The organism is Flavobacterium sp. 5, from assembly GCF_002813295.1.
Taxonomy (GTDB): domain Bacteria; phylum Bacteroidota; class Bacteroidia; order Flavobacteriales; family Flavobacteriaceae; genus Flavobacterium.
The window spans coordinates 980,450-1,002,217 of the sequence record NZ_PHUE01000001.1; the positions used below are offsets into that span (position 1 = coordinate 980,450).

General features: G+C 32.5%; 21 protein-coding genes and 1 tRNA gene. 13 read left to right on the forward strand and 9 right to left on the reverse strand.

Annotated elements, in window-relative coordinates:
- The first annotated feature begins 111 nt into the window (after nt 1-111).
- Together CLU82_RS03955 and CLU82_RS03960 are read left to right on the forward strand one after the other, a co-directional pair.
- Nucleotides 112-576, forward strand: a complete 465-nt coding sequence (locus tag CLU82_RS03955) for a hypothetical protein (protein WP_100841869.1) — start codon at nt 112-114, stop codon at nt 574-576.
- A gap of 27 nt (nt 577-603) precedes the next feature.
- Entirely contained in the window at nt 604-1,119 is a 516-nt protein-coding gene (locus CLU82_RS03960) for a hypothetical protein (protein ID WP_100841870.1), read from the forward strand.
- A gap of 164 nt (nt 1,120-1,283) precedes the next feature.
- On the opposite strand, the gene dnaJ is transcribed toward CLU82_RS03960, so the two are convergent.
- From dnaJ to CLU82_RS03975, 3 genes are all read right to left on the reverse strand, one after another.
- Nucleotides 1,284-2,396, reverse strand: a complete 1,113-nt coding sequence (gene dnaJ, locus CLU82_RS03965; RefSeq protein ID WP_100841871.1) for a molecular chaperone DnaJ — start codon at nt 2,394-2,396, stop codon at nt 1,284-1,286.
- Between the two features lie 52 nt (nt 2,397-2,448).
- Nucleotides 2,449-3,024 (reverse strand): nucleotide exchange factor GrpE, encoded by a 576-nt coding sequence (locus tag CLU82_RS03970; protein ID WP_100841872.1) that lies wholly within the window; start codon nt 3,022-3,024, stop codon nt 2,449-2,451.
- Between the two features lie 318 nt (nt 3,025-3,342).
- Nucleotides 3,343-3,795, reverse strand: coding sequence for a DUF4442 domain-containing protein (locus CLU82_RS03975; RefSeq protein WP_100841873.1), 453 nt, complete (start codon nt 3,793-3,795; stop codon nt 3,343-3,345).
- Nucleotides 3,796-4,198: 403 nt separating this feature from the next.
- Here CLU82_RS03975 and CLU82_RS03980 point away from each other — a divergent pair, with 403 nt between their 5' ends.
- From CLU82_RS03980 to CLU82_RS04005, 6 genes are all read left to right on the forward strand, one after another.
- Nucleotides 4,199-4,654: a DUF4870 domain-containing protein gene (locus tag CLU82_RS03980; protein WP_100841874.1), complete on the forward strand. Its 456-nt coding sequence runs from the start codon at nt 4,199-4,201 to the stop codon at nt 4,652-4,654.
- A gap of 112 nt (nt 4,655-4,766) precedes the next feature.
- Nucleotides 4,767-5,096 carry a PadR family transcriptional regulator gene (locus CLU82_RS03985; RefSeq protein ID WP_100841875.1) on the forward strand — a complete coding sequence of 110 codons (330 nt, stop codon included), beginning with the start codon at nt 4,767-4,769 and terminating at the stop codon, nt 5,094-5,096.
- 5 nt (nt 5,097-5,101) lie between these two features.
- Nucleotides 5,102-6,826 (forward strand): PspC domain-containing protein, encoded by a 1,725-nt coding sequence (locus CLU82_RS03990; RefSeq protein ID WP_100841876.1) that lies wholly within the window; start codon nt 5,102-5,104, stop codon nt 6,824-6,826.
- A gap of 40 nt (nt 6,827-6,866) precedes the next feature.
- Nucleotides 6,867-7,604 (forward strand): head GIN domain-containing protein, encoded by a 738-nt coding sequence (locus CLU82_RS03995; protein ID WP_100841877.1) that lies wholly within the window; start codon nt 6,867-6,869, stop codon nt 7,602-7,604.
- Nucleotides 7,605-7,735: 131 nt separating this feature from the next.
- Nucleotides 7,736-10,012, forward strand: a complete 2,277-nt coding sequence (locus tag CLU82_RS04000) for a M1 family metallopeptidase (protein WP_100841878.1) — start codon at nt 7,736-7,738, stop codon at nt 10,010-10,012.
- A 533-nt stretch (nt 10,013-10,545) separates the two neighbouring features.
- Nucleotides 10,546-11,379 (forward strand): GIN domain-containing protein, encoded by an 834-nt coding sequence (locus tag CLU82_RS04005; protein ID WP_100841879.1) that lies wholly within the window; start codon nt 10,546-10,548, stop codon nt 11,377-11,379.
- Nucleotides 11,380-11,452: 73 nt separating this feature from the next.
- On the opposite strand, the gene trxB is transcribed toward CLU82_RS04005, so the two are convergent.
- On the reverse strand, nt 11,453-12,400 hold the full coding sequence (gene trxB, locus CLU82_RS04010) for a thioredoxin-disulfide reductase (protein WP_100841880.1): 948 nt from the start codon (nt 12,398-12,400) through the stop codon (nt 11,453-11,455).
- 149 nt (nt 12,401-12,549) lie between these two features.
- Between trxB and CLU82_RS04015 the strand changes: the two genes are divergently transcribed.
- The 5 genes from CLU82_RS04015 (at nt 12,550) to scpA (ending at nt 17,412) form a co-directional block, all read left to right on the forward strand.
- A tRNA-Pro gene (locus CLU82_RS04015) sits at nt 12,550-12,624 on the forward strand.
- A gap of 130 nt (nt 12,625-12,754) precedes the next feature.
- Nucleotides 12,755-13,363, forward strand: coding sequence for a uridine kinase (gene udk / locus CLU82_RS04020; RefSeq protein ID WP_100841881.1), 609 nt, complete (start codon nt 12,755-12,757; stop codon nt 13,361-13,363).
- Nucleotides 13,364-13,477: 114 nt separating this feature from the next.
- Nucleotides 13,478-13,801: a septum formation initiator family protein gene (locus CLU82_RS04025; RefSeq protein ID WP_100841882.1), complete on the forward strand. Its 324-nt coding sequence runs from the start codon at nt 13,478-13,480 to the stop codon at nt 13,799-13,801.
- Nucleotides 13,802-13,835: 34 nt separating this feature from the next.
- Nucleotides 13,836-15,200 carry a methylmalonyl-CoA mutase subunit beta gene (locus tag CLU82_RS04030; RefSeq protein WP_100841883.1) on the forward strand — a complete coding sequence of 455 codons (1,365 nt, stop codon included), beginning with the start codon at nt 13,836-13,838 and terminating at the stop codon, nt 15,198-15,200.
- 82 nt (nt 15,201-15,282) lie between these two features.
- Nucleotides 15,283-17,412 (forward strand): methylmalonyl-CoA mutase, encoded by a 2,130-nt coding sequence (scpA, locus tag CLU82_RS04035; RefSeq protein ID WP_100841884.1) that lies wholly within the window; start codon nt 15,283-15,285, stop codon nt 17,410-17,412.
- Between the two features lie 100 nt (nt 17,413-17,512).
- Here the strand turns inward: scpA and CLU82_RS04040 are convergent, their stop codons facing one another.
- The 5 genes from CLU82_RS04040 to dapF all read right to left on the reverse strand — a co-directional run bounded on the left by CLU82_RS04040 (nt 17,513) and on the right by dapF (nt 21,669).
- Entirely contained in the window at nt 17,513-18,148 is a 636-nt protein-coding gene (locus CLU82_RS04040; protein WP_100841885.1) for a peptidoglycan-binding protein LysM, read from the reverse strand.
- Nucleotides 18,149-18,473: 325 nt separating this feature from the next.
- Nucleotides 18,474-18,725: a hypothetical protein gene (locus tag CLU82_RS04045; RefSeq protein ID WP_157813318.1), complete on the reverse strand. Its 252-nt coding sequence runs from the start codon at nt 18,723-18,725 to the stop codon at nt 18,474-18,476.
- Between the two features lie 244 nt (nt 18,726-18,969).
- Nucleotides 18,970-20,010, reverse strand: coding sequence for an endolytic transglycosylase MltG (mltG, locus tag CLU82_RS04050; RefSeq protein WP_100841887.1), 1,041 nt, complete (start codon nt 20,008-20,010; stop codon nt 18,970-18,972).
- An 18-nt stretch (nt 20,011-20,028) separates the two neighbouring features.
- Nucleotides 20,029-20,583, reverse strand: a complete 555-nt coding sequence (locus tag CLU82_RS04055) for a GNAT family N-acetyltransferase (RefSeq protein WP_100841888.1) — start codon at nt 20,581-20,583, stop codon at nt 20,029-20,031.
- A gap of 303 nt (nt 20,584-20,886) precedes the next feature.
- Nucleotides 20,887-21,669 carry a diaminopimelate epimerase gene (dapF, locus tag CLU82_RS04060; protein WP_100841889.1) on the reverse strand — a complete coding sequence of 261 codons (783 nt, stop codon included), beginning with the start codon at nt 21,667-21,669 and terminating at the stop codon, nt 20,887-20,889.
- Between the last annotated feature and the right edge of the window lie 99 nt (nt 21,670-21,768).

Sequence of the window (21,768 nt, forward strand, 5' to 3'; positions counted from 1 at the left end):
TACTTAAAACATTCATCAAATTAAAAAACATTTTATATATTAGCGTAATAAAAGTCTCATATTTACACTGCTTATAAACAAGTTAACAGTCATTTTGAAAAGCAAAAATCTATGAGTTTAATTGAACTAAAAGAAAGACAGGAAATCTCTGAAAACATTAAATTAAGTAAAATTTATGTTCAGCTTGAAAAACTAGTAAAAGAATTAATAAAAAAAGAACTACCTCATAAAATCATTAAATTAATTAATCAAGATATTGAAGAATTAAATTCTATATCTCTCATAGATAATAAATTCAGAAAATTAATCAAACAGAAACAATCCAAAATTATAAAGTTAGTTGAAAAAGAACTTAAAATCATACCAAAAAACTATTATCGAAATCTTTGGTTATCAATTGGTATGTCCGCTTTTGGATTACCAATTGGAGTTACTTTTGGATTAAGCGTTGGCAATATAGGATTACTTGGAATAGGTCTTCCAATTGGCATGCTAATCGGAATTGTAATAGGCTTAGCAATGGACAAAAAAACTTCCGAAGAAGTAAGACAACTAGATATAGAAATTAAATATTAAATTTTAAGAGATAAACATTAGAAATCAATGACTAAACAAAAACTAATTAAAAGATTAAAAGGTTATTACCCAATGGAAAGATTTCACGCCTTTGTTATATTCCCAACGATTTTTATTTATCTAATCTATAAAAATTCATTTTCAGATATATTTTTCCTTTTATATGGACTTTTACTCTGCATAATAATATTAATACAGGGACAACACTATTGGAAATTAAAACTATACCGACTGATCAATAAATCGTTTGATGAAGAAAAAAACCTAAATATTTTTAAGAATTCCAAAAAATTAAATTTGACATTAATCGCTTTGATTCCAATAATATTCGCCATTCAAATTTATCAAAATAACTGGCAAATTATACCTAAAAACTTAATTTTATGGGGGCTTTTTGTCAATGTTTTTGGAATTCTTGAACACATAAATTATTATAATCGTCAATTAATGATTGACAATCTATCCGACGTAGAATATCTAAAGCTAAATAAAAGACTAAAAACAGCAAGTTTAGCTAAAGATTTAAAAGAAAACAAACTCTAAAACAGACATAAAAAAACATGTCAAGATTGAGTTTTAGTTGAATTTATTTTACCAAAAATATTTTTCTTAAAATCCCGTTTCACATCCAAGAAAAGCTAAAAAAATCCCTATTCTAAAAACAATTAGAATAGGGATTTATATTTTAAACTTTTTTGAAAAGTAATTTAAGAAAACATATCTTTTACTTTTTCAAAAAATGATTTGTCTGATTTTTCAGGACTTGGAGTAAAGTTATCATCCGTCAACGCTTTTTCAAAGAATTGCTTTTGCTCTTTGTTCAACGTTTTAGGAGTCCAAACATTTACATGTACTAGTAAGTCTCCGCTTCCATAACCATTGATACTTGGAATTCCTTTTCCTTTTAATCTTAGAATTTTACCTGACTGAATTCCTTCTTCCAGTTTTATTCTTACTTTACCGTTTACAGCATCAATATCTTTTGAAATTCCAAGAACTGCTTCTGCAAAACTGATATATAAATCGTAGTGAAGATTTTCACCTTCACGTTTCAAAAATTCATGCTCGATTTCTTCGATAACAACAATCAAATCTCCCGAAACACTATTTCCTGGAGCATCATTTCCCTTACCAGAAACTTTCAATTGCATTCCGTCAACAACACCTGCAGGAATTTTTATAGAAACCGTTTCGTCTTCGGCAACCATTCCTTGAGAATCTGCATTATTTGGTTTTTTATCCAAGATTTGTCCCGAACCACCACAAGTTGGACAAGTCGAAGCAGATTGCATTCTTCCTAAAATAGTATTGGTTACGCGCATTACTTGTCCTTGACCATTACAAGTAGAACATGTTTTATAGCTTACGCCTGGTGCTTGAACTTTACGTTTAACTTTTACTTTTTTCTCAACGCCATTAGCAATTTCTTCAATAGTCAATTTTACTTTGATACGTAGATTGCTTCCTTTAACGCGACGAGACCCTCCGCCTCCGCCAAATCCACCGAAACCACCACCAAAAATATCTCCAAACTGGCTGAAAATATCATCCATGTTCATGCCTCCATGACTACCACCGCCGCCAAATCCACCAGAACCATCAAATGCTTGATGACCGTATTGATCGTATTTTGCTTTTTTGGCAGGATCGCTCAATACTTCATAAGCTTCAGCAGCTAATTTGAAATTTTCTTCTGCCGCTTTGTCGTCAGGATTCTTGTCAGGATGGTATTTCAAAGCGCTTTTTCGATATGCTTTTTTAATTTCAGCAGCATCTGCACCTTTTGAAATGCCTAATATTTCGTAAAAATCTTTTTTCATAATTTAAAGTAATTCCAAATTTTAAAAACCTAAACTCCTAATTAATTGGAATTTAACTACCAATTACCACTTTTGGAAAACGAATGATTTTGTCTCCTAGTTTGTACCCTTTTTCAAGAACATCTACAATTTTCCCTTTCATTGCATCAGAAGCTGCTGGTATTTGAGTAATTGCCTCAGCAAAATCAGCATCAAATGAATCTCCAGCTTTAACATCAACTTGCTCCAATCCTTTAGTAACTAAAGTACTTTTCAATTTTTCGTGAATTAATTCTACACCTTTAGTCAACAACTCATCTTCTGATTTGTTGATTTCAATTATTGCTCTGTCAAAATCATCTAAAATTGGCAACATAGCAAGCAATACCTCTTGATTAGCTGTTTTAAACAATTCGATTCTTTCTTTAGTAGTACGTCTTTTGTAATTTTCAAATTCAGCAAATAATCTTAGAAACTTATCTTTTTCTTTCGCTAAGTCTTGTGCTAATTGCTCTTCAACACTTAATTCTTCAATAATAATTTGCTCTCCATTTGCATTATTTTCTAATGTCACATCATCTATTTCTTGATCGAATTCTGTATTTTCTGTAGTCATATTACTTTTATTTTTAAAAATATTCTTAAACATAGTTTTATTCGTTAATTTTTGAATGCAAAAGTACTGCCAAAACTTATAAAATGTCAAATTGTCACACTTTTTTGAAGATTAAAAAAAGGCATTAATAAAACACCTACTTTATGACTAAAAAAATTAATATAATTTTAAGACTATTACGATATAGTTTACCTAAATTTACGCAGATTTCTATTCTAGCCCCAAAGAATACAACTCTCAAATTAGAATTTAAGGTTGTTTTCTATTTATAATTATTAATTCACCATGCCTTATATCAAAAAAAGCTTCGTTTTAAGATAACGAAGCTTTTTTTTATTTTAAAAATTGAACTTATTTAGCTCGAACACTCCATTCAAAATCCATTTCAGAAACCTGTACTCCTTCTTCATTCGTTCCAATAGATTTCATCCAAAACGTTTGGCCTTCACCATTAGCAATCGTTTTTTGAATTGCTTCTTCAATTAAATGTCCATCCTTGCAAACAAAAGTAATTCTGCCTGTTGCTTTCTTGGAATAATTTGACTTATTATTAGCTACCAACATTGATATTTTTTTACCACTGTTTTGAATTTTATCAATCACCATTGCTCCAGTTGTCATTTCAGCAGCCATCGCCTGCACTGCAAAATACATAGAATTAAACGGATTTTGATTAATCCACCTGTGTTTCACGGTCACTACACATTGGTTTTTATCAATAGATTTTACTCGTACTCCGCAAATAAATGCTGAAGGCAATTTAAAAAATATAAACCGATTCAATTTAGATACCGTTAATTCCATAGCGTCATTTTTTTGCTAAAATACAAAAAATACTATGCATACATATAAAAATTTAAGTATTTAAAACTTTGAAAGAATCATCGTCCAAATAAAAAGAGCAAATTCCCTTTGCAGGTTATACCTCTTTTATTTGAATGCGGTCGAACTTTATGCCTTTCAAGGTAACTTACTCTACTTTCATGCACAAAACAAAAAATAAAAAAAAATCCTAAATATACAGTACAAGAAGATTTACATAAGTATTAAGCTTCAAAATAAGTGTTTTTTGTTAATATTCTGTTAATATATACTACTATGTGATACAAGATACCATTCTTTAAACATATATTTGCATAAGAAATTACTAGGTAAGTCATTTAATCAATTTCTGAATCAATCATCAATCAAAAAACGAAATCAAATCATGGAAACTTCAACCGAAAAAAAAATCGCTGCTTTTACACACTTAAGTACATTTAGTCAGTATATCATTCCTTTTGGGAATTATATTTTTCCTATAATACTTTGGACATCAAAAAAAGACGAATCAGAATTTGTGGATCATAATGGCAAACAAGTATTGAATTTTCAATTAAGCATTTTAGTGTATAGTTTAGTTTTAGCCATGATTGCTATTCCAGTATTTTTATATACAGTTCTAAAAAATATCTCATTCAACGATTTAGTACATAATGAAGATATCATTTTTGAACACTTCGATTACGGAAATAGTATTGGATTATTGACCATAGGAGCTCTGGCACTTCTTGTATTTGCAGGAATTAAAGTTGCAGAATTCTTTTTAATCATTTATGCTTCGGTAAAAGCTTCTAATGGAGAAGAATATAATTACCCTTTGACTATTCCTTTTCTTAAATAATTTTTTAAAATTCTTAATACTTATCAAATACCACGATTAACAATAATAATCAATCATCAATCAAGAATGAACAATTTAATCAACTCATCAAATCAACTCAAATTTAAAAATTATGAACATTGAAAACACAAAAGCCCAGATGCGTAAAGGTGTTCTTGAGTTTTGTATCTTATCCGTATTAAAAGAAAAAGACGCTTATACTTCAGAAATATTAGACACTTTAAAAGACGCTAAATTATTGGTCGTAGAGGGAACCATTTATCCGTTATTAACTCGATTAAAAAATGACGGACTACTCAACTACCGTTGGGAGGAATCTACATCAGGACCACCTCGAAAATACTATGGTTTGACCGAGATAGGACAAACATTTTTAAAAGAACTGGATGGTACTTGGACAGAATTGTCTAATGCCGTAAATTTGATAACCAACCAAAACTAATAGTCATGAATAAAACAGTAAATATAAACTTAGGTGGAATGTTCTTCCATATTGATGAAGACGCATACCAAAAATTAACCCGATATTTTGACGCTATAAAACGTTCACTGTCAAAATCATCTGGACAAGACGAAATAATTAAGGATATCGAAATGAGAGTTTCGGAATTATTGACAGAGAAACAAAAAACAGAGAAACACGTAGTAACAATTAGAGAAGTTGACGAAGTTATTACTGTAATGGGACAACCAGAAGATTATATCATTGAAGAAGACGGGCCAAGTACCTCATCAACGAATGATTATTCATCTGCTAGAACAAAAAAACTATACCGTGATAAAGAAAACGGAATGATTGGTGGGGTTGCTACAGGTTTAGGACACTATTTTGGAATTGACTCGGTTTGGTTAAAGATCATGTTCTTAGTATTTGTTTTTGCTGGATTTGGTACTGGGATTTTAGCATACCTTATTCTTTGGATTGTAACTCCAGAAGCAATCACAACATCAGAAAAATTAGAAATGACTGGAGAACCAGTAACCATTTCGAACATTGAGAAAAAAGTTCGTGAAGAATTTGAAAATGTTTCTGGGAAATTTAAGAATGCCGATTATGACAAATTTGGTAATCAAGTAAAAACTGGTGCTGAAAAATTAGGAAACTCTTTTAGTGATTTTATCATGACAGTTTTTAAAATTTTTGCTAAATTTTTAGGGGTGATTTTAATAATGGCTGGTTTATCTATACTTGTACTTCTTTTCATCGGAGTATTTACTTTGGGAACAAGTGTATCAATGGATTTCCCTTGGCAAAATTATGTTGAAGCTGGCAATTTTACTGATTATCCAATCTGGTCTTTTGGTCTGTTAATGTTCTTAGCAGTTGGTATTCCATTCTTTTTTATGACATTATTAGGCTTTAAATTATTGGCTCCAAATATGAAGTCAATCGGAAATATTGCAAAATACACTTTATTAGCACTTTGGTTAATCGCTGTTTCTATAGCAATTTCAATAGGTATCAAACAAGCTTCAGCATTTGCTGTAAATGGCAGAACGGTTCAAAAAGAGACAATCACTCTTGCACCAACAGATACACTTTTTGTAAAATTCAAGCACAATGATTATTTCGCTAAAAACGTTGATGATAGAAATGAATTTATGATTACTAAAGATTCATTAAATAATGATATCATATATTCCAACGAAGTGAATATCAAAATTGAAAAATCTGATGAAACATACGCATACCTTCAAATCGAAAAGGAAGCAAAAGGAAAATCATTATCTGAAGCTAAAAAAAGATCTGAAGCAATTCGATACGGTTATCAAATTATCGGAAACAAATTAATCTTAGACAATTATTTAATCACCGATGCAAAAAACAAATTTAGAGATCAGGAAATAGAAATTACTTTATACTTACCGGCAGGAACTTTATTTAAAGCAGATTCAAGTGTGAGAAATTATGATTGGTCTGATGATAACTTTTTCAACTTACATCACAGTTCAGACAAATACATTTACAAAGTTGAAGATTCAAAAGTAAAATGTTTGGATTGTCCTGCAGATGAAAATGACCACGATGATGTAGATGATAATGATAACGAAAGTAACATAACTATCAATAAAAATGGTGTTACTATTGAAAGTGATTCGGTTGTCAAAACCAAAAAGAATTTCAAAGAGCTAAAAATTAACAAAGACGGTATAATTATCAAAACCGAATAAGCTATACTGTACCATTCAATCAAAATAAAAATCAATAGCCATGTTAAAAGTCATCACATTAATTACGAAATTCATTGTTATTACATTAATCGCATTATTCTTTGGTTCTTGTAATCAAGGTATGTTGAATTCTATAACCGGAAGTGGTCACGTTACCTCTGAAAAAAGAACTGTAACAGGTGATTTTAAAAATGTAGAAGTCAGTAATGCTTTAGACCTAGTTATCGAACAATCGGATAAAACAGAAATAATTGTTGAAGCCGATGATAATTTACAAAAAGATATTACTACAAAAGTAGAAAATGGAGTACTTGTTATTTCTTGTAAGTTTGGTAATTACATAAATGTTGCTTCCAAAAAAATAATTGTAAAAATGCCAATTATTGAAGGACTTGAAGCCTCATCAGCTTCTTCTATCAACTGTAACACAACATTAAAAGGGAGTAGCTTAAATTTGAACTCATCGAGTGCGGGAACTATTCATGCCACTGTAGAATATGAAAGTATTCAAGTAACTAGCAGTAGTGCCAGCAATCAAGTCATCAAAGGAAAAGCAATCCGTTTGGAAACATCTTCTTCAAGTGGTTCAGTTTTAAATGCGCGAGAACTATTAGTAAATGAAGTAGTTGCCGATGCTTCAAGTGGATCATCAATATCAGTTTCTCCTATCGTGAGTTTAAAAGCAGAAGCTTCAAGCGGTGGAAATATTGCTTACAACAAAATTCCAAAATCGATTCAAAAAGAAGAAAATTCAGGAGGTAACGTTCATCAGGAATAATACAATAAAATTAAAAAACATTCATTGATCAGGAATGTTTTTTTTTATTAAAATCAAAATAATTAACCAACAATTTACTACTAAGAATATAATATTTAAAATTAGAAATCATCAATCAAATCAATCTCAACATGAAAAACAATCAATTCAAAGCAAGTTTTTTAGCTTTATTTTTAAGCAGCATGTACCTTCATGCTCAAACTCAACCTTCCAAAGGAGGAGACAATATTAAAACAACATCTAAGTATAACTATCATGATGCATTTGCGCCCAATTTTTATACTAAAAATGGCACCGACACACATTCAGCAAGTGGACAGCCAGGAGTAAAATATTGGCAAAACAGAGCCGATTATCAATTGTCAGCGACCTTGAATGAGAAAAAAAATGAGATTGTTGGAACTGAAATTCTAACGTACACCAACAATAGTCCAGACAAAATTTCCTTTTTATGGATGAACGTTGATCAAAACTTATTTAAAAACAACTCTGTCGGAAAAGCAATCATTCCTGTAACGGGAAGTCGTAATGGAGATAAAGGTCAAATTTTTGACGGAGGTCATAAAATAAAATCTATAAAAATAGTCACAATCCAGAATGGTAAAACTATTGAAAAAGAAGCTAAATTTGAAATAATAGATACCAGAATGCAAGTATTTCTTCCACAGGATTTGAATGCTAATGGAGGAAGTATAAAACTAAAAATTGAATTTTCTTTTATTTCACCTGACTTTGGCTCAGACAGAATGGGGGTTTTGGAAACCAAAAATGGAAAAATATTTACAATAGCACAATGGTACCCTAGAATGTGCGTTTATGATGACATCAAAGGCTGGAACTCTTTGCCTTATCTGGGTGCTGGAGAATTTTATCTGGAATATGGTGACTTTGACGTAACAATAACTGCACCATCAAGTCATATTGTTGTTTGTTCAGGTGAATTATTAAACCCAACCGAAGTATACACCACTGAACAGCAAAAACGCTGGGCTTTAGCTTCGCAAAGTGATAAAACTGTAATCATCCGTTCAGCAGAAGAGGTTACTAATGTAACTTCAAGACCAACGGGAAAAACTACATTAAACTGGCATTTTAAAATCAAAAACGCACGAGATGTTTCATGGGCCTCTTCGGCAGCATTTATAATTGATGCAGCCAAAATCAACTTACCAAGCGGTAAAAAATCATTAGCTATTTCTGCCTATCCTGCTGAAAGTTCAGGTGAGGATGCCTGGAGTCGTTCAACAGAATACACTAAATCATCTATAGAAAATTACTCTAAACGCTGGTTTGAACATCCCTACCCTGCGGCAGTTAATGTAGCTGGTAACGAAGGTGGAATGGAATATCCGGGAATCGTTTTTTGCAATTGGAAATCAAAAGGAGAAGATTTATGGAGTGTAACCGACCATGAATTTGGACATAGCTGGTATCCTATGATTGTTGGCTCTAACGAACGTCTATTTGCTTGGATGGACGAAGGATTCAATACCTTTATCAACTCGCTGAGCTCAGTTGATTTTAATAACGGTGAATACAAATCCCGTCCAAAAAATATGCAAAAAATGGCGAAAACGTTATTCAAATCCGATATGGAACCTGTTATGACAGCTCCAGACGGAATGAAAGAAGCACATTTAGGGATATTGGCCTATGATAAACCAGCTATGGGATTAATCGTGCTGCGTGAACAAGTATTAGGAAAAGAACGTTTTGACAAAGCATTTAGAATTTATACAGAACGTTGGGCTTTTAAACACCCAACACCTGATGATTTTTTCCGCACGATTGAGAACGTTTCTGGAGAGGATTTGAATTGGTTTTGGAGATCTTGGTTTGTAAATAATTGGCAATTGGATCAAGGCATTACAAAAATTAAATATTTAAAAAACGACCCAAAATTGGGTGCTGTTATCTCAATCGAAAACTTAGAAAAAATGGCTATGCCAGTTGTTCTGGAAATCAAAACCAAAAGCGGAGCCATTAGTCGAGTACAACTCCCTATAGAAATTTGGCAACGTAATACATCATGGGCATTTAAAACTGCCACAACTGAAGAAATTGACACTATCACTTTAGACCCAGATCATGTTTTTCCTGATATAAATACAGCTAATAACGTATGGAACTCTGACAAAGGTGAATTAGAGAAAGCAGTAATCTTAGATGGTTATTTAGGTAACTATTCAAGTAAACAACTTCCAGTTAAGCTAAGTTTTACTGAAGAAAATGGAGCTCTTAAAGGAACGCCAGGAGAAGGTCAAGGTTCTGCTATTTCTTTTGAAAGTATTGGTAAAGATAAATTTGGTTCTGAAAAAGAAGGTGGTATTGAAATTCAATTTAATGAATCCAAAAATGAGTTTACATTAAAAATAGAAAATCAAAATTTCATATTTACTAAGGCATAATACGTAGTTAAAATACTAAATAATTATTCTATTTGTAAACTACAATCGCATTGGTCGTAATAATTGTCCTAAAATCAATTATCTAAAAACCAAAAGTTTTTACAATAGTATTTCACTTCATATCACAAAAAAACATCCGTCAATAACGGGTGTTTTTTACTATTTATTTTTAAGAATCCTTTCTTTCCATACTATTTCGAAGCAAAATAAGATAGTGTTTCTAATAAAAACTTAGCATTTCAATAAAGACAAAAACAAAAGACAAATCTTAAGTAACAACTGTAATCTGGGTAAAGTTTTGATTTACAAAAGATTAAAAATAACTAAAAAGGACAATGTTTATATTTTTAAAACAAAAGAAAAGCCTTTTGACGCTGGAATAGATCCTTACAATTATTTAATAGATAGAATTCCTGACGACAATTTGAAAAGAGCAGAAGACTAATTTTTAAATAGAATTTCTAAAACATCCGTTTCATCAAGTATAGAAACGGATGTTTTTTTATATTTGCATTAAACCCAAATCGTATAAAATGAAATACTCACATCTTGTTGTTTTTTTCCTATTGACAACAACTTTAACTATTGGACAAAATAAAGAAAAAATAAAGGGATCGAAAGTGGTAGTCGAAAAACCAATAGAAATTGGTGAATTTACTGCTTTGGAAATTGAAGACAATCTAACTGTTTTCTTAGAAAAAGGGGCAAAAAACGAAATTAAACTTGAATCGGATGACAATCTTCAAGAGGCTATCTCTTTTGACATTAAAGAAAAAACACTTCGTATTTATACTTCTAAAGAAATTGGTAGTTTTAAAAAATTAACTTTAAAAATAAAATATACTAATGATTTAAAATCGGTTACTGCCAAAAACGTTTCTATTATAAATGCGCTTGAAGCAATCCAACTTGATGATATTACTTTTAAATCATTAGATTTTGCCAGATTATACTTGAATGTAAATTCAAAAAGTTTCACTTTGATTTCAGATGATAAATCAAAGGTTGAATTAAATTTAAAGTCCGAAAAGTCTAAAATACAATTGAGCAAAAACGCCCAAGCAAAAGCTTTAATCACTTCAACAGATCTAGCGTTTGATATGTACCAAAAAACTACTGCGGTAATTGAAGGGGAGAGTACAAATGCAATTATACGTCAAGACAATAACAGTACATTTACAGGCGTAAATTTCACAATACATAATGCTGATGTAACTACTGAAAATGAAGCCGTTTGTAATTTAATGGCAGATACAAGCATTATAGTTGATGCAAATAACAAGTCAAAAATATATTTACTAGGAACTCCCAGAATTGAAGTCCGTAAATTTTTAGGCGAGGCACAACTGATTAAAAAAGCAAAATAAATTCAAACACTTTTGACTATAAAAAAAGTCCCAACTTAAAAAATTGGGACTTTTATATTTTAAATAAAGCATTTTAATGTTTTGCAGCCAAATATCTTTCGGCATCCAAAGCAGCCATACAACCTGTACCTGCAGCAGTAATCGCTTGTCTGTACACATGATCTGCAGCATCACCCGCTACGAAAACACCTTCAACATTCGTTTTTGAAGTTCCCGGAGTATTTACAATATATCCTGTCTCATCAAGAGTAAGATAGTCTGCAAAAATATCAGTGTTTGGTTTGTGTCCAATCGCTGAAAAGAATCCTGTAGCAGGAATTTCAAAAATATCTCCTGTAGTTTTATTTTTTGCTGTCACACCAGTAACTACCTGACCATCTCCTAAAATTTCAACTGTATCATGATTCATCAAAATAGAAATATTTTCAGTTTTACGAACACGTTCTTCCATAATTTTAGATGCTCTAAATTTATCGCTACGAACTAACATTGTTACTTTCGAACACAATTTAGATAAATAATGAGCTTCTTCACAAGCTGAATCCCCTGCTCCTACGATTACAACCTCTTGATTTCTGTAGAAAAATCCGTCGCAAACCGCACAAGCCGAAACGCCACCACCCATTTTTAGATAATGTTGTTCAGAATCTAATCCCAAATATTTAGCCGATGCACCAGTCGAAATAATTACAGTTTCACAATGCAATTCTATTTTATCATTAATCCAAACTTTGTGAATATCTCCAGAGAAATCAACTTTAGTAGCCCAACCATCACGGATGTCTGCACCAAAACGTTGTGCTTGTTCTTGCAACTGAACCATCATTTCTGGTCCCGTAACTCCATCAACATAACCAGGAAAATTTTCAACTTCATTAGTAGTAGTCAATTGACCTCCTGGCTGCATTCCTTGGTACAAAACAGGATTCATATTAGCCCTAGCCGCATAAATTGCAGCAGTATAACCCGCAGGACCAGAACCTATAATAAGACATTTTATTTTTTCAATTGTATCTGACATGTTTTTTATTTTTGAGGTACAAATGTAATCTTTATTCCAAAAAATTCATACCCTAATAAATCCAAAAAATTGATACCTAAATAAATTTTAATTATTTTCTAAATTTTCTTTGAAAAGCAGAAATAAACCTTATATTTGCACTCGATTTACGGGGTGTAGCGTAGCTCGGTTATCGCGCCTGCTTTGGGAGCAGGAGGCCGCAGGTTCGAATCCTGCCACCCCGACAAAAAGCCGAACAGCAATGTTCGGCTTTTTTTGTGAAACAACTCAAAAAGTTAAATACTACAACTAAAAACTAATTACAATATCAATAGAATTATTTCTATTTTTGTAACATAAATAAACAATTTAGTTATGCTAATTATAGGAATTGCAGGAGGAACGGGGTCCGGAAAAACAACAGTAGTACATCAAATTATGAATGAACTGCCAGAAGCCGAAGTCGGTATTATTTCTCAAGACTCTTATTATAAAGAAACACACGATTTAAGTTACGAAGATCGTTCAAACATTAATTTTGACCACCCTAGAGCTATTGATTTTGAATTGTTGGTAGCACATCTCAAAGAATTAAAAGCCGGAAATATTATCAATCAACCTGTCTATTCTTTTGTACAACACAACAGAACCGATGATGTTGTTATTACACATCCTCGAAAAGTAATGATTATAGAAGGAATTTTAATCCTAACTAATCCTGAATTAAGAAAGCTTTTTGACATCAAAATATATGTACATGCCGATTCGGACGAACGTTTAATCCGACGTTTAAAAAGAGATATTGCCGAACGTGGACGAGACATGAATGAAGTTTTAAACCGCTATCAACACACCTTAAAACCAATGCACGAACAATTCATTGAACCAACAAAGGCTTTTGCTGATATTATAATTCCTAACGATAGATTTAATACTGTAGCTATAGATGTAGTTCGTGCAGTAATAAATCAACGTATTTTATAATTTTGTTGTAATTTTATTGCATGCTAAGAAGGTAACAAATCTTTGATTATTTATACAACCAAAGTGATACTGAACAAAATTTCGCTTTTCTATTAAAATTAGGCAAAAAACCCAATGAAGAATCCATTTAAAGACAACTATTGGTTTAAATTTCTGAGTAACAAGTACATTTGGGTCTCGTTATCATTTTTAATCTGGATGGTTTTTCTAGATAATTACTCTTATTTTGAACATCGTTTTTTAGACAAACAGATAGATGAATTACAAGATAATGCAACTTATTATCAGGGAGAAATCAAGAAAGATGAAGAAAACATCAAACAGTTAAAAAATCCTTTGCAAATAGAGAAGTATGCCCGTGAAAAATACTATATGAAAAAAGATAGTGAAGATATTTATATCATCCAATTTGATGGTGATACTGTCAAGAAAAAATAATTCTATTGCATATTAAATCTAATTAAAATTAAAAATGGCCAAGAATTTATTCGACGATTTCAGCTCAGTTTCAGCAAAACTTTGGAAACAAAAAATTCAATTTGAACTCAACGGAGCCGATTATAATGAAACCTTAATCTGGAATTCTCCCGAGGGCATCAAAGTAAAACCATTTTACGATAAAGAAGATTTCACCAAAAAGCATTCCTTTTCTACAAAAGCTTCACAATTCAAAATTTGCCAAAACATCTTTGTTTTCGACCTTGATAAATCCATAGAAAAAGCATTAGATTCTATTAATCGTGGTGCAGAAAGTATACGCTTTACAATTCCACAAGAAAATATAAACATTACCAAACTATTGGAAAAACTTCCTTTAGAAAAAATTGTTATTTACTTTCATTTCCAATTCATCTCAATCGATTTCGTTAAAAAGATTGATACAATTGCTAAAGAAAAAAAGGCAACAATTTTTTGTCTTTTAGATCCAATAGGACAATTAGCCAAAGATGGAAATTGGTATCAAACTGAAGAGAAAAATAATTTTGACACCCTGAATATACTTTCAAAAGAAACGGCATCGCTTTCACTTATAAGCATTAATAGTGGTTTGTATCAAAATGCTGGAGCCAATATGGTTCAGCAAATTGCTTACTGCCTAGCACACGCTAATGAATATCTAAACCGAATAGCCGTTATAAACAAACCTATTGTTTTCCAAATATCAGTAGGAACCAATTATTTCTTTGAAATTGCAAAACTTAGAGCTTTCCGACTTCTATTTAAGAAAATTGCTCAGGAGTACCAACACAATCTAGATTGTCACATAATAGTTACTCCAACGAAACGCAACAAAACCATTTACGATTATAATGTAAATATGCTTCGTACCACAACTGAATGCATGAGTGCTATTCTTGGTGGGGCTGATGCTATTGCAAACTTACCTTATGATGCTTTGTACCACAAAGACAATGAATTTGGCGATAGAATTGCACGGAATCAATTGCTGATATTAAAAGATGAAAGTTATTTTGATAAAGTAGATAATCCTGCAGATGGTAGTTATTACATTGAAAACTTAACCAATCAGTTGGCTGAAAAAGCTTTAGTATTATTTAAAGATATTGAATCTAAAGGTGGATTTCTAAAACAACTCAACGAAGGTGTTATTAAAAGAAAAATTCAAGAAACCGCAGATGCCGAACAAGCTTTGTTTGATTCTGGAAAAGAAACATTATTAGGAACCAATAAATATCCTAACAAAAATGACAAGATGAAGCAGGACTTAGAATTGTTTCCTTTTGTAAAAATAAAACCCCGAAAAACATTAATTACACCAATTATTGAAAAACGATTGGCCGAAAAATTGGAACAGGAACGATTAGCTACTGAGTAATTTAATTCATGTCAATATTACATTTTCAACAAAAAAATAAAATCTCTTTCATTCAATAACTAAAGAGATAAAGGCTAATAAAATGAAAAGAAAAGATTTACAACATATAAAGCTTGAAAGTTCCAGTAATTTGGAAACAACTCCTTTGGAAAATGAACAGCATTTTCTAACAGCTGAAGGAATTGAAGTCCATAAAACCTATTCTGAAAAAGACATCGAAACTCTCGAACATCTTGATTTTGCGGCTGGTTTTGCACCGAACTTGCGTGGTCCTTATGCCTCCATGTATGTTCGCAGACCTTGGACAATTCGTCAATACGCAGGATTTTCTACAGCACAGGAAAGCAATGCTTTTTATAGAAGGAATCTTGCTGCAGGACAAAAAGGACTTTCAATCGCTTTTGATTTACCAACTCATAGAGGTTATGATTCTGATCACGAACGTGTAGTTGGTGATGTTGGAAAAGCTGGAGTAGCTATCGATTCAGTCGAAGATATGAAAGTATTATTCGATCAGATTCCACTTGATGAAATGTCAGTTTCAATGACTATGAATGGTGCAGTTTTACCTATTATGGCTTTTTATATCGTTGCCGCCGAAGAACAAGGTATTAAACCAGAACAACTTTCGGGGACCATTCAAAATGACATCCTGAAAGAATTCATGGTACGTAATACCTACATCTATCCACCCACTCCATCGATGAAAATTATCGCTGATATTTTTGAATTCACGAGTAATAAAATGCCGAAATTCAATTCTATATCCATATCAGGATACCACATGCAGGAAGCTGGAGCAACTGCTGACATCGAATTAGCTTATACTCTCGCAGATGGATTGGAATACATTAGAACAGGGTTAGCAACTGGAATGAAAATAGATGAATTTGCCCCGCGTCTGTCTTTTTTCTGGGCGATTGGGATGAATCATTTTATGGAAATTGCCAAGATGAGAGCTGCCAGAATGATTTGGGCAAAACTGTTAAAGCAATTCAACCCTAAAGATGAAAAGTCATTGGCACTTAGAACTCATTGTCAGACATCAGGCTGGAGCTTAACAGAACAAGATCCATTCAATAATGTGGCCCGTACCTGTATAGAAGCGACAGCAGCCGTTTTTGGAGGAACACAATCCCTACACACCAATGCACTCGATGAAGCAATTGCTTTGCCAACCGACTTCTCAGCACGGATAGCCCGAAACACCCAAATCTTTTTACAGGAAGAAACTAAAATCACCAAAACTGTAGATCCATGGGCAGGAAGTTATTATGTAGAAAGCTTAACCAACGAAATTGTTGAAAAAGCTTGGAAACTCATTGAAGAAGTAGAAGAATTAGGCGGAATGACCAAAGCCATTGAAACCGGTATACCAAAAATTCGCATTGAAGAAGCTGCCGCACGTAAACAAGCCCGAATAGACAGTAGTCAAGACATAATTGTTGGAGTTAACAAATACCGATTAGAAAAAGAAGATCCATTACAAATTCTAGATGTAGACAACCAAATGGTTCGACAACAACAACTGGAACAATTAGAAAAAATAAAAGCAACCAGAGATTCAAATAAAGTACAAACATCGCTTCAAAGATTAATTGATTGTGCTCAAACTGGACAGGGCAATTTATTAGAAATTGCTGTAGAAGCAGCCAGAAATCGTTGTACATTGGGAGAAATCAGCAATGCCTTAGAGACAGTTTTTGGAAGATATAAAGCTCAAATTAAATCTTTTAGTGGCGTATATAGCAAAGAAATGAAAGACGACAAAAGCTTTGAAAAAGCAAAACAGCTAGCAGACACCTTTGCCAAACAAGAAGGACGTCGCCCAAGAATAATGATTGCCAAAATGGGACAAGATGGTCATGATCGCGGAGCAAAAGTAGTTGCTACTGGCTATGCAGATGTAGGTTTTGATGTTGATATTGGTCCATTATTTCAAACTCCAGCCGAAGCAGCCAAACAAGCTGTCGAAAATGATGTGCATATTCTTGGAGTTTCTTCACTCGCAGCAGGGCATAAAACACTAGTACCGCAGGTAATCGAAGAATTAAAAAAATACGGCAGAGAAGATATTATGGTAATTGTTGGAGGAGTTATCCCAACACAAGATTATCAATTTTTATTCGATGCAGGGGCAGTAGCTGTTTTTGGTCCTGGAACTAAAATTAGTGAGGCCGCTATTAAAATATTAGAAATACTAATCGACTGACACTTATAATCTCATAAACATTTTTATATTTAAATTCAAAAAGCGCTCAAATGAAATTACTTCAAATGGGCGCTTTTTAATTGAGAATTAAAAAATTAATCTAGTAAACGCTGGCGTTACTATCTGCAACGATAAAAGAAGTATCATAACCTCCAAATCGCAACATATAACTTCTTAATGAAGTACCGTAAGCGTCTTTAAAAAGTCGTTTCCCTTTATATCTGAAATATTTTTTAACAGAACCTACACCAGCAAGATGCGCCGCTGCTAAAATTCCAGACTCTGTAATACGGGTTCCATTCAAAACGGTTCCTTCATACCTGTCAATAATATTTCTGAGTTCCCATTTGTTTTTGGCCAGCAAAGCAATAAAAGCTTTTTCCTGCATTCTGGGACTGTTAAGGAAAGCTGCACTATCGTGTATACCGATAGTTTTTAAAGTTTCAACACCGAATTGGTATTTTCCTAAATAACCAAGAGAATTAATTTTTCTGTATTTTCCCTGTGACTCTTTGAAGCCGATTGCTTCTTTATATCCAATAAAGAAAGTTCCGGTATAAGGAATTTCAGAATTGGTATAATCGTTCACATTTAATGATGGCAGCAAGTAGGATGTATCATCTGTTTCATGAATTAGGAACCATGGGGTTGATTCTAATTTGGATGGTTTAAAACCTAAGCTTAAAAAAGCTACTACAACAATTAAAGTTGTGTAAAAATACCATTTTTTTATCATAAATTAGTTTTCTTCAAACGCTGTCCCGTTATGAAATTTCTATGTGCAAATATACGGCTTAAAAAAATAAAGCTGAAAATCAACCCTTTAAACTTATCAACCGCACTCCGAAAAAACTCCTAACTAACTAAGTCTACGGGCGTTCGAGCTGCTGAAAAAAGTTAATAAAAACTTTAATTCCTCAAAAACCAAGTCAAATTAAGTAAGATTTAACCTGCTTATAAAAAGTAAAAACGTCTTGAAAACGCAAAATTAGACTCAAAGTAGTACTAAATTTTGATTTTACTATATCGTAATAGGTAAAAAAGTAAGTTTTTTCAATTAATTAATAGTATTTTTGGGCATGACCACAAGGGTCGGGCTGTTCATTATATCTTTTCTTTTCCAAAAAAAGGAAAAGAAAAGGATACCATTTCCATCCCTCATGCAAAGTCGTTTTCAAAACACCTTTTGAGTAAAAAGTAGATAAAAAGCTCCAACGTTTTTCAGCCAGCAATTTCACAATAAAAGCAAAAGTTGAAACCAAGTAAAGCATTACCGCAATATTGTCATCCCGAGGAACGAGGAAACTCCACAATATTAGACTTTAAGAACCTTAAGTTATAGTAAATTAATTTAGAATGACGAGTTACTTCTGAAGATATCTGCTTCGTCGATATGACAAAGATTACGTGATGCGGATTATTGAATATCAGATATCAATCCATACAAATAAAGAACGTCACCACTGTAAAATTAAGCAACTAATATCATAAAAAAAGCTTCAAAACTGTCCTTAAACAATTTTGAAGCTTTCTGTAAATCAACAGATTTACTAAATCTTATCGCTGTACTCCTTGGCTATTAATCCATGCCGAATATTTTTCAGCATTTTTATTATGCTCAGACAAAGTTGCCGCAAATTCATGATAACCAAAACGTTCTACACTTGCACAGAAATAGATATAATTATTTTTTTCAGGATTTAAAACTGCTTCAAGTGCTGTAATATCAGGCATTGCAATTGGTCCTGGAGGAAGTCCAATATTCACATACGTGTTATAAGGATTTTTCATAATCAAATCATTATAGAAAACTCTTTTTATAACTTGATTAAAATCATTCGACTTCTTTTTCATTGCAAAAATTACCGTTGGATCTGCCTGCAAAGGCATTTCTAATTTCAATCTGTTCAAATAAACACCGGCAATTCTTGGTCTTTCATCTTTTTTAACCGACTCTTTGTGAACAATCGAAGCCAAAATAGTAGCTTGAATAGGTGTTAAACCTTGTGCAGCTGCTTTTGCCGTTCTTTCTTTATTCCAAAAATTATGATATTCCTTAATCATTTTATCACGAAACTTCAGCGCTGAAGTATTCCAATACACTTCATACGTATTTGGAATAAACATTACGAATACATTTTCATCATTAAAACCGTTTTCTTTCAAAAAGATAGAATCTTTAAACGTATTTAATAACTCCAAACTATCAGGCTCTATCTGAGCTCCAACACGACCTGCTAAATTCTCGACACGCTCCTGATTGTTAAAAGCCAGACTTACAGGGTCATTAAACTTCATCGCTTTGACCAACTCATAACTATTCATCCCTTTCTTTAGTAAAAACCGACCCGCTTTTACATTCTCAGGATAACTTGTTTTTCCAGCCACCATTTCAAAACGGCTTATATCTTTTACATAAGGTGCAAGTAATTGCTTCACCTGTTCATAATTAGAGTCTGTAGGCACATAAACATACAGTTCTTTTTCTTCAAACTTTGTGTTACCACTAAAAATTTGATACATCAAAACGGCTCCGTAAATAATCAATACTGATATTAATGCAACAGATGCTAATGATACTATTCTTTTTAGATTCAAAATATAAAAATTTTAAAATTATAGCGCCAGTTCACTGCCGCTCGTGTTATTATTAATTAATTGAAAGATGGCTTCGTCTTTGTAAACTCCGTTAATCAGAGTCCAATCTTTTTTTACGCCTATTTTTTGGAAACCAAATTTAGTAAAAAGAGCAATACTAGCTTCATTTTCACACCCAATATTTGCATATAATTGATGTAAATTTAGATTATGAAAAGAGTAATGTATAAGTAAGTCTAAAGCTTCCGATCCAATACTTTGATTTCTATTGTCAACATCTTGAATTACAATCCCGACACCTGCTCTATTATTCTTTGGATCAAAATCAAAAAGATCAATTAGTCCCAAAGCTGGAAAATCCTGGTCTTGACAAATAGCCAATCGCAATTGCTTGGCTTCATAAATATCCTGATGAGCATTTTCTAAATATTGCTTCACCAAAAAACGACTGTAAGGTGTTTGTGTATTACTCACTTCCCAAATACGCTGGTCATTTTCGATTGCATAAATAAACTCCAAATCATTGGGTTCAAGTGCACGGATGTAAATGTTGTTGCCTTTTAATGTTTTCATTTAAAATAATTACGAATTATCAATTACGAATTACGAATAAATCTCGTTTAGTTAAGAGATTTATCTTTTTTGTTGCCACAACTATTATCACATACTTGTCATTCTGAGGTACGAAGAATCTCCGCACAGTATTTCCGTAATGTATATCCACACAGTATTACCACCATCGAATAGCAAAGCAATGCAATACTATTGATTTAGATTGTCGAGTTGCTTGTGGAGATTCTTCGTACCTCAGAATGACAAAACTAGCGAAATATTTTCTGTTATTTTTTTCTTAACTAAACGACATTGAATCGTAAATTAAACAGTAATAATACCTTTAAAAACAAATTCTGCTGGTCCTTTCAAGAAAACATTGGTGTACACACCATCATTTTTATCAAAAGAAACGACAAGCTTTCCTCCTTCGACATTAACATTAATAGCGGTGGCATTGGTTTCGCCGGTAGCGTTCATAGCGATGGCTACAGCTGTAGCTCCTGTACCGCAAGCTAACGTTTCGTCTTCAACACCTCTTTCGTAAGTGCGAAGTCTAAAAGTAGTATCGTCTATTTTTTTTACAAAATTAATATTGCTGCCTGCTGTACCATACAATTCTCCGTAGCGGATAGCAGCGCCATTATCTTTTACATTGTAATGTTCCAAATCTTCGACCATTTGTACATGATGAGGAGAACCCGTATTCAAAAATGAATATTCTTTTTTGATATCAATCGCAGGTACATCAATCATTTGTAGAGAAACCAATCCATTATCTTCAAATGTTGCGTGATGCAAACCATCTGTAGCGATAAAAGTAGTTGCATTTTCAATCACTTCTAAATCTTTAGCGAAAGCTACCAAACAACGTCCTCCATTGCCACACATTGAACTTTGATTTCCATCTGAGTTGTAATACACCATTTTGAAATCAGTCTCTGAGTCATTTTCTAACAAAATAAGTCCGTCGCCTCCTATTCCAAAACGTCTGTCACACAAATGAGCAATCAACTGTGTATTGTCTTTTGGAAAAAAACCAGCACGATTGTCAATCATAACAAAATCGTTTCCAGCACCTTGATATTTATAAAATTCTAATTGCATTTTTGTTTCAATTTTAGTACTACAAAAGTACAAACTATTAATGAATTGTTAATCATTGTTAAAGAGCGTTAAACCATATTGTTCGAAAAAAAAAATGCT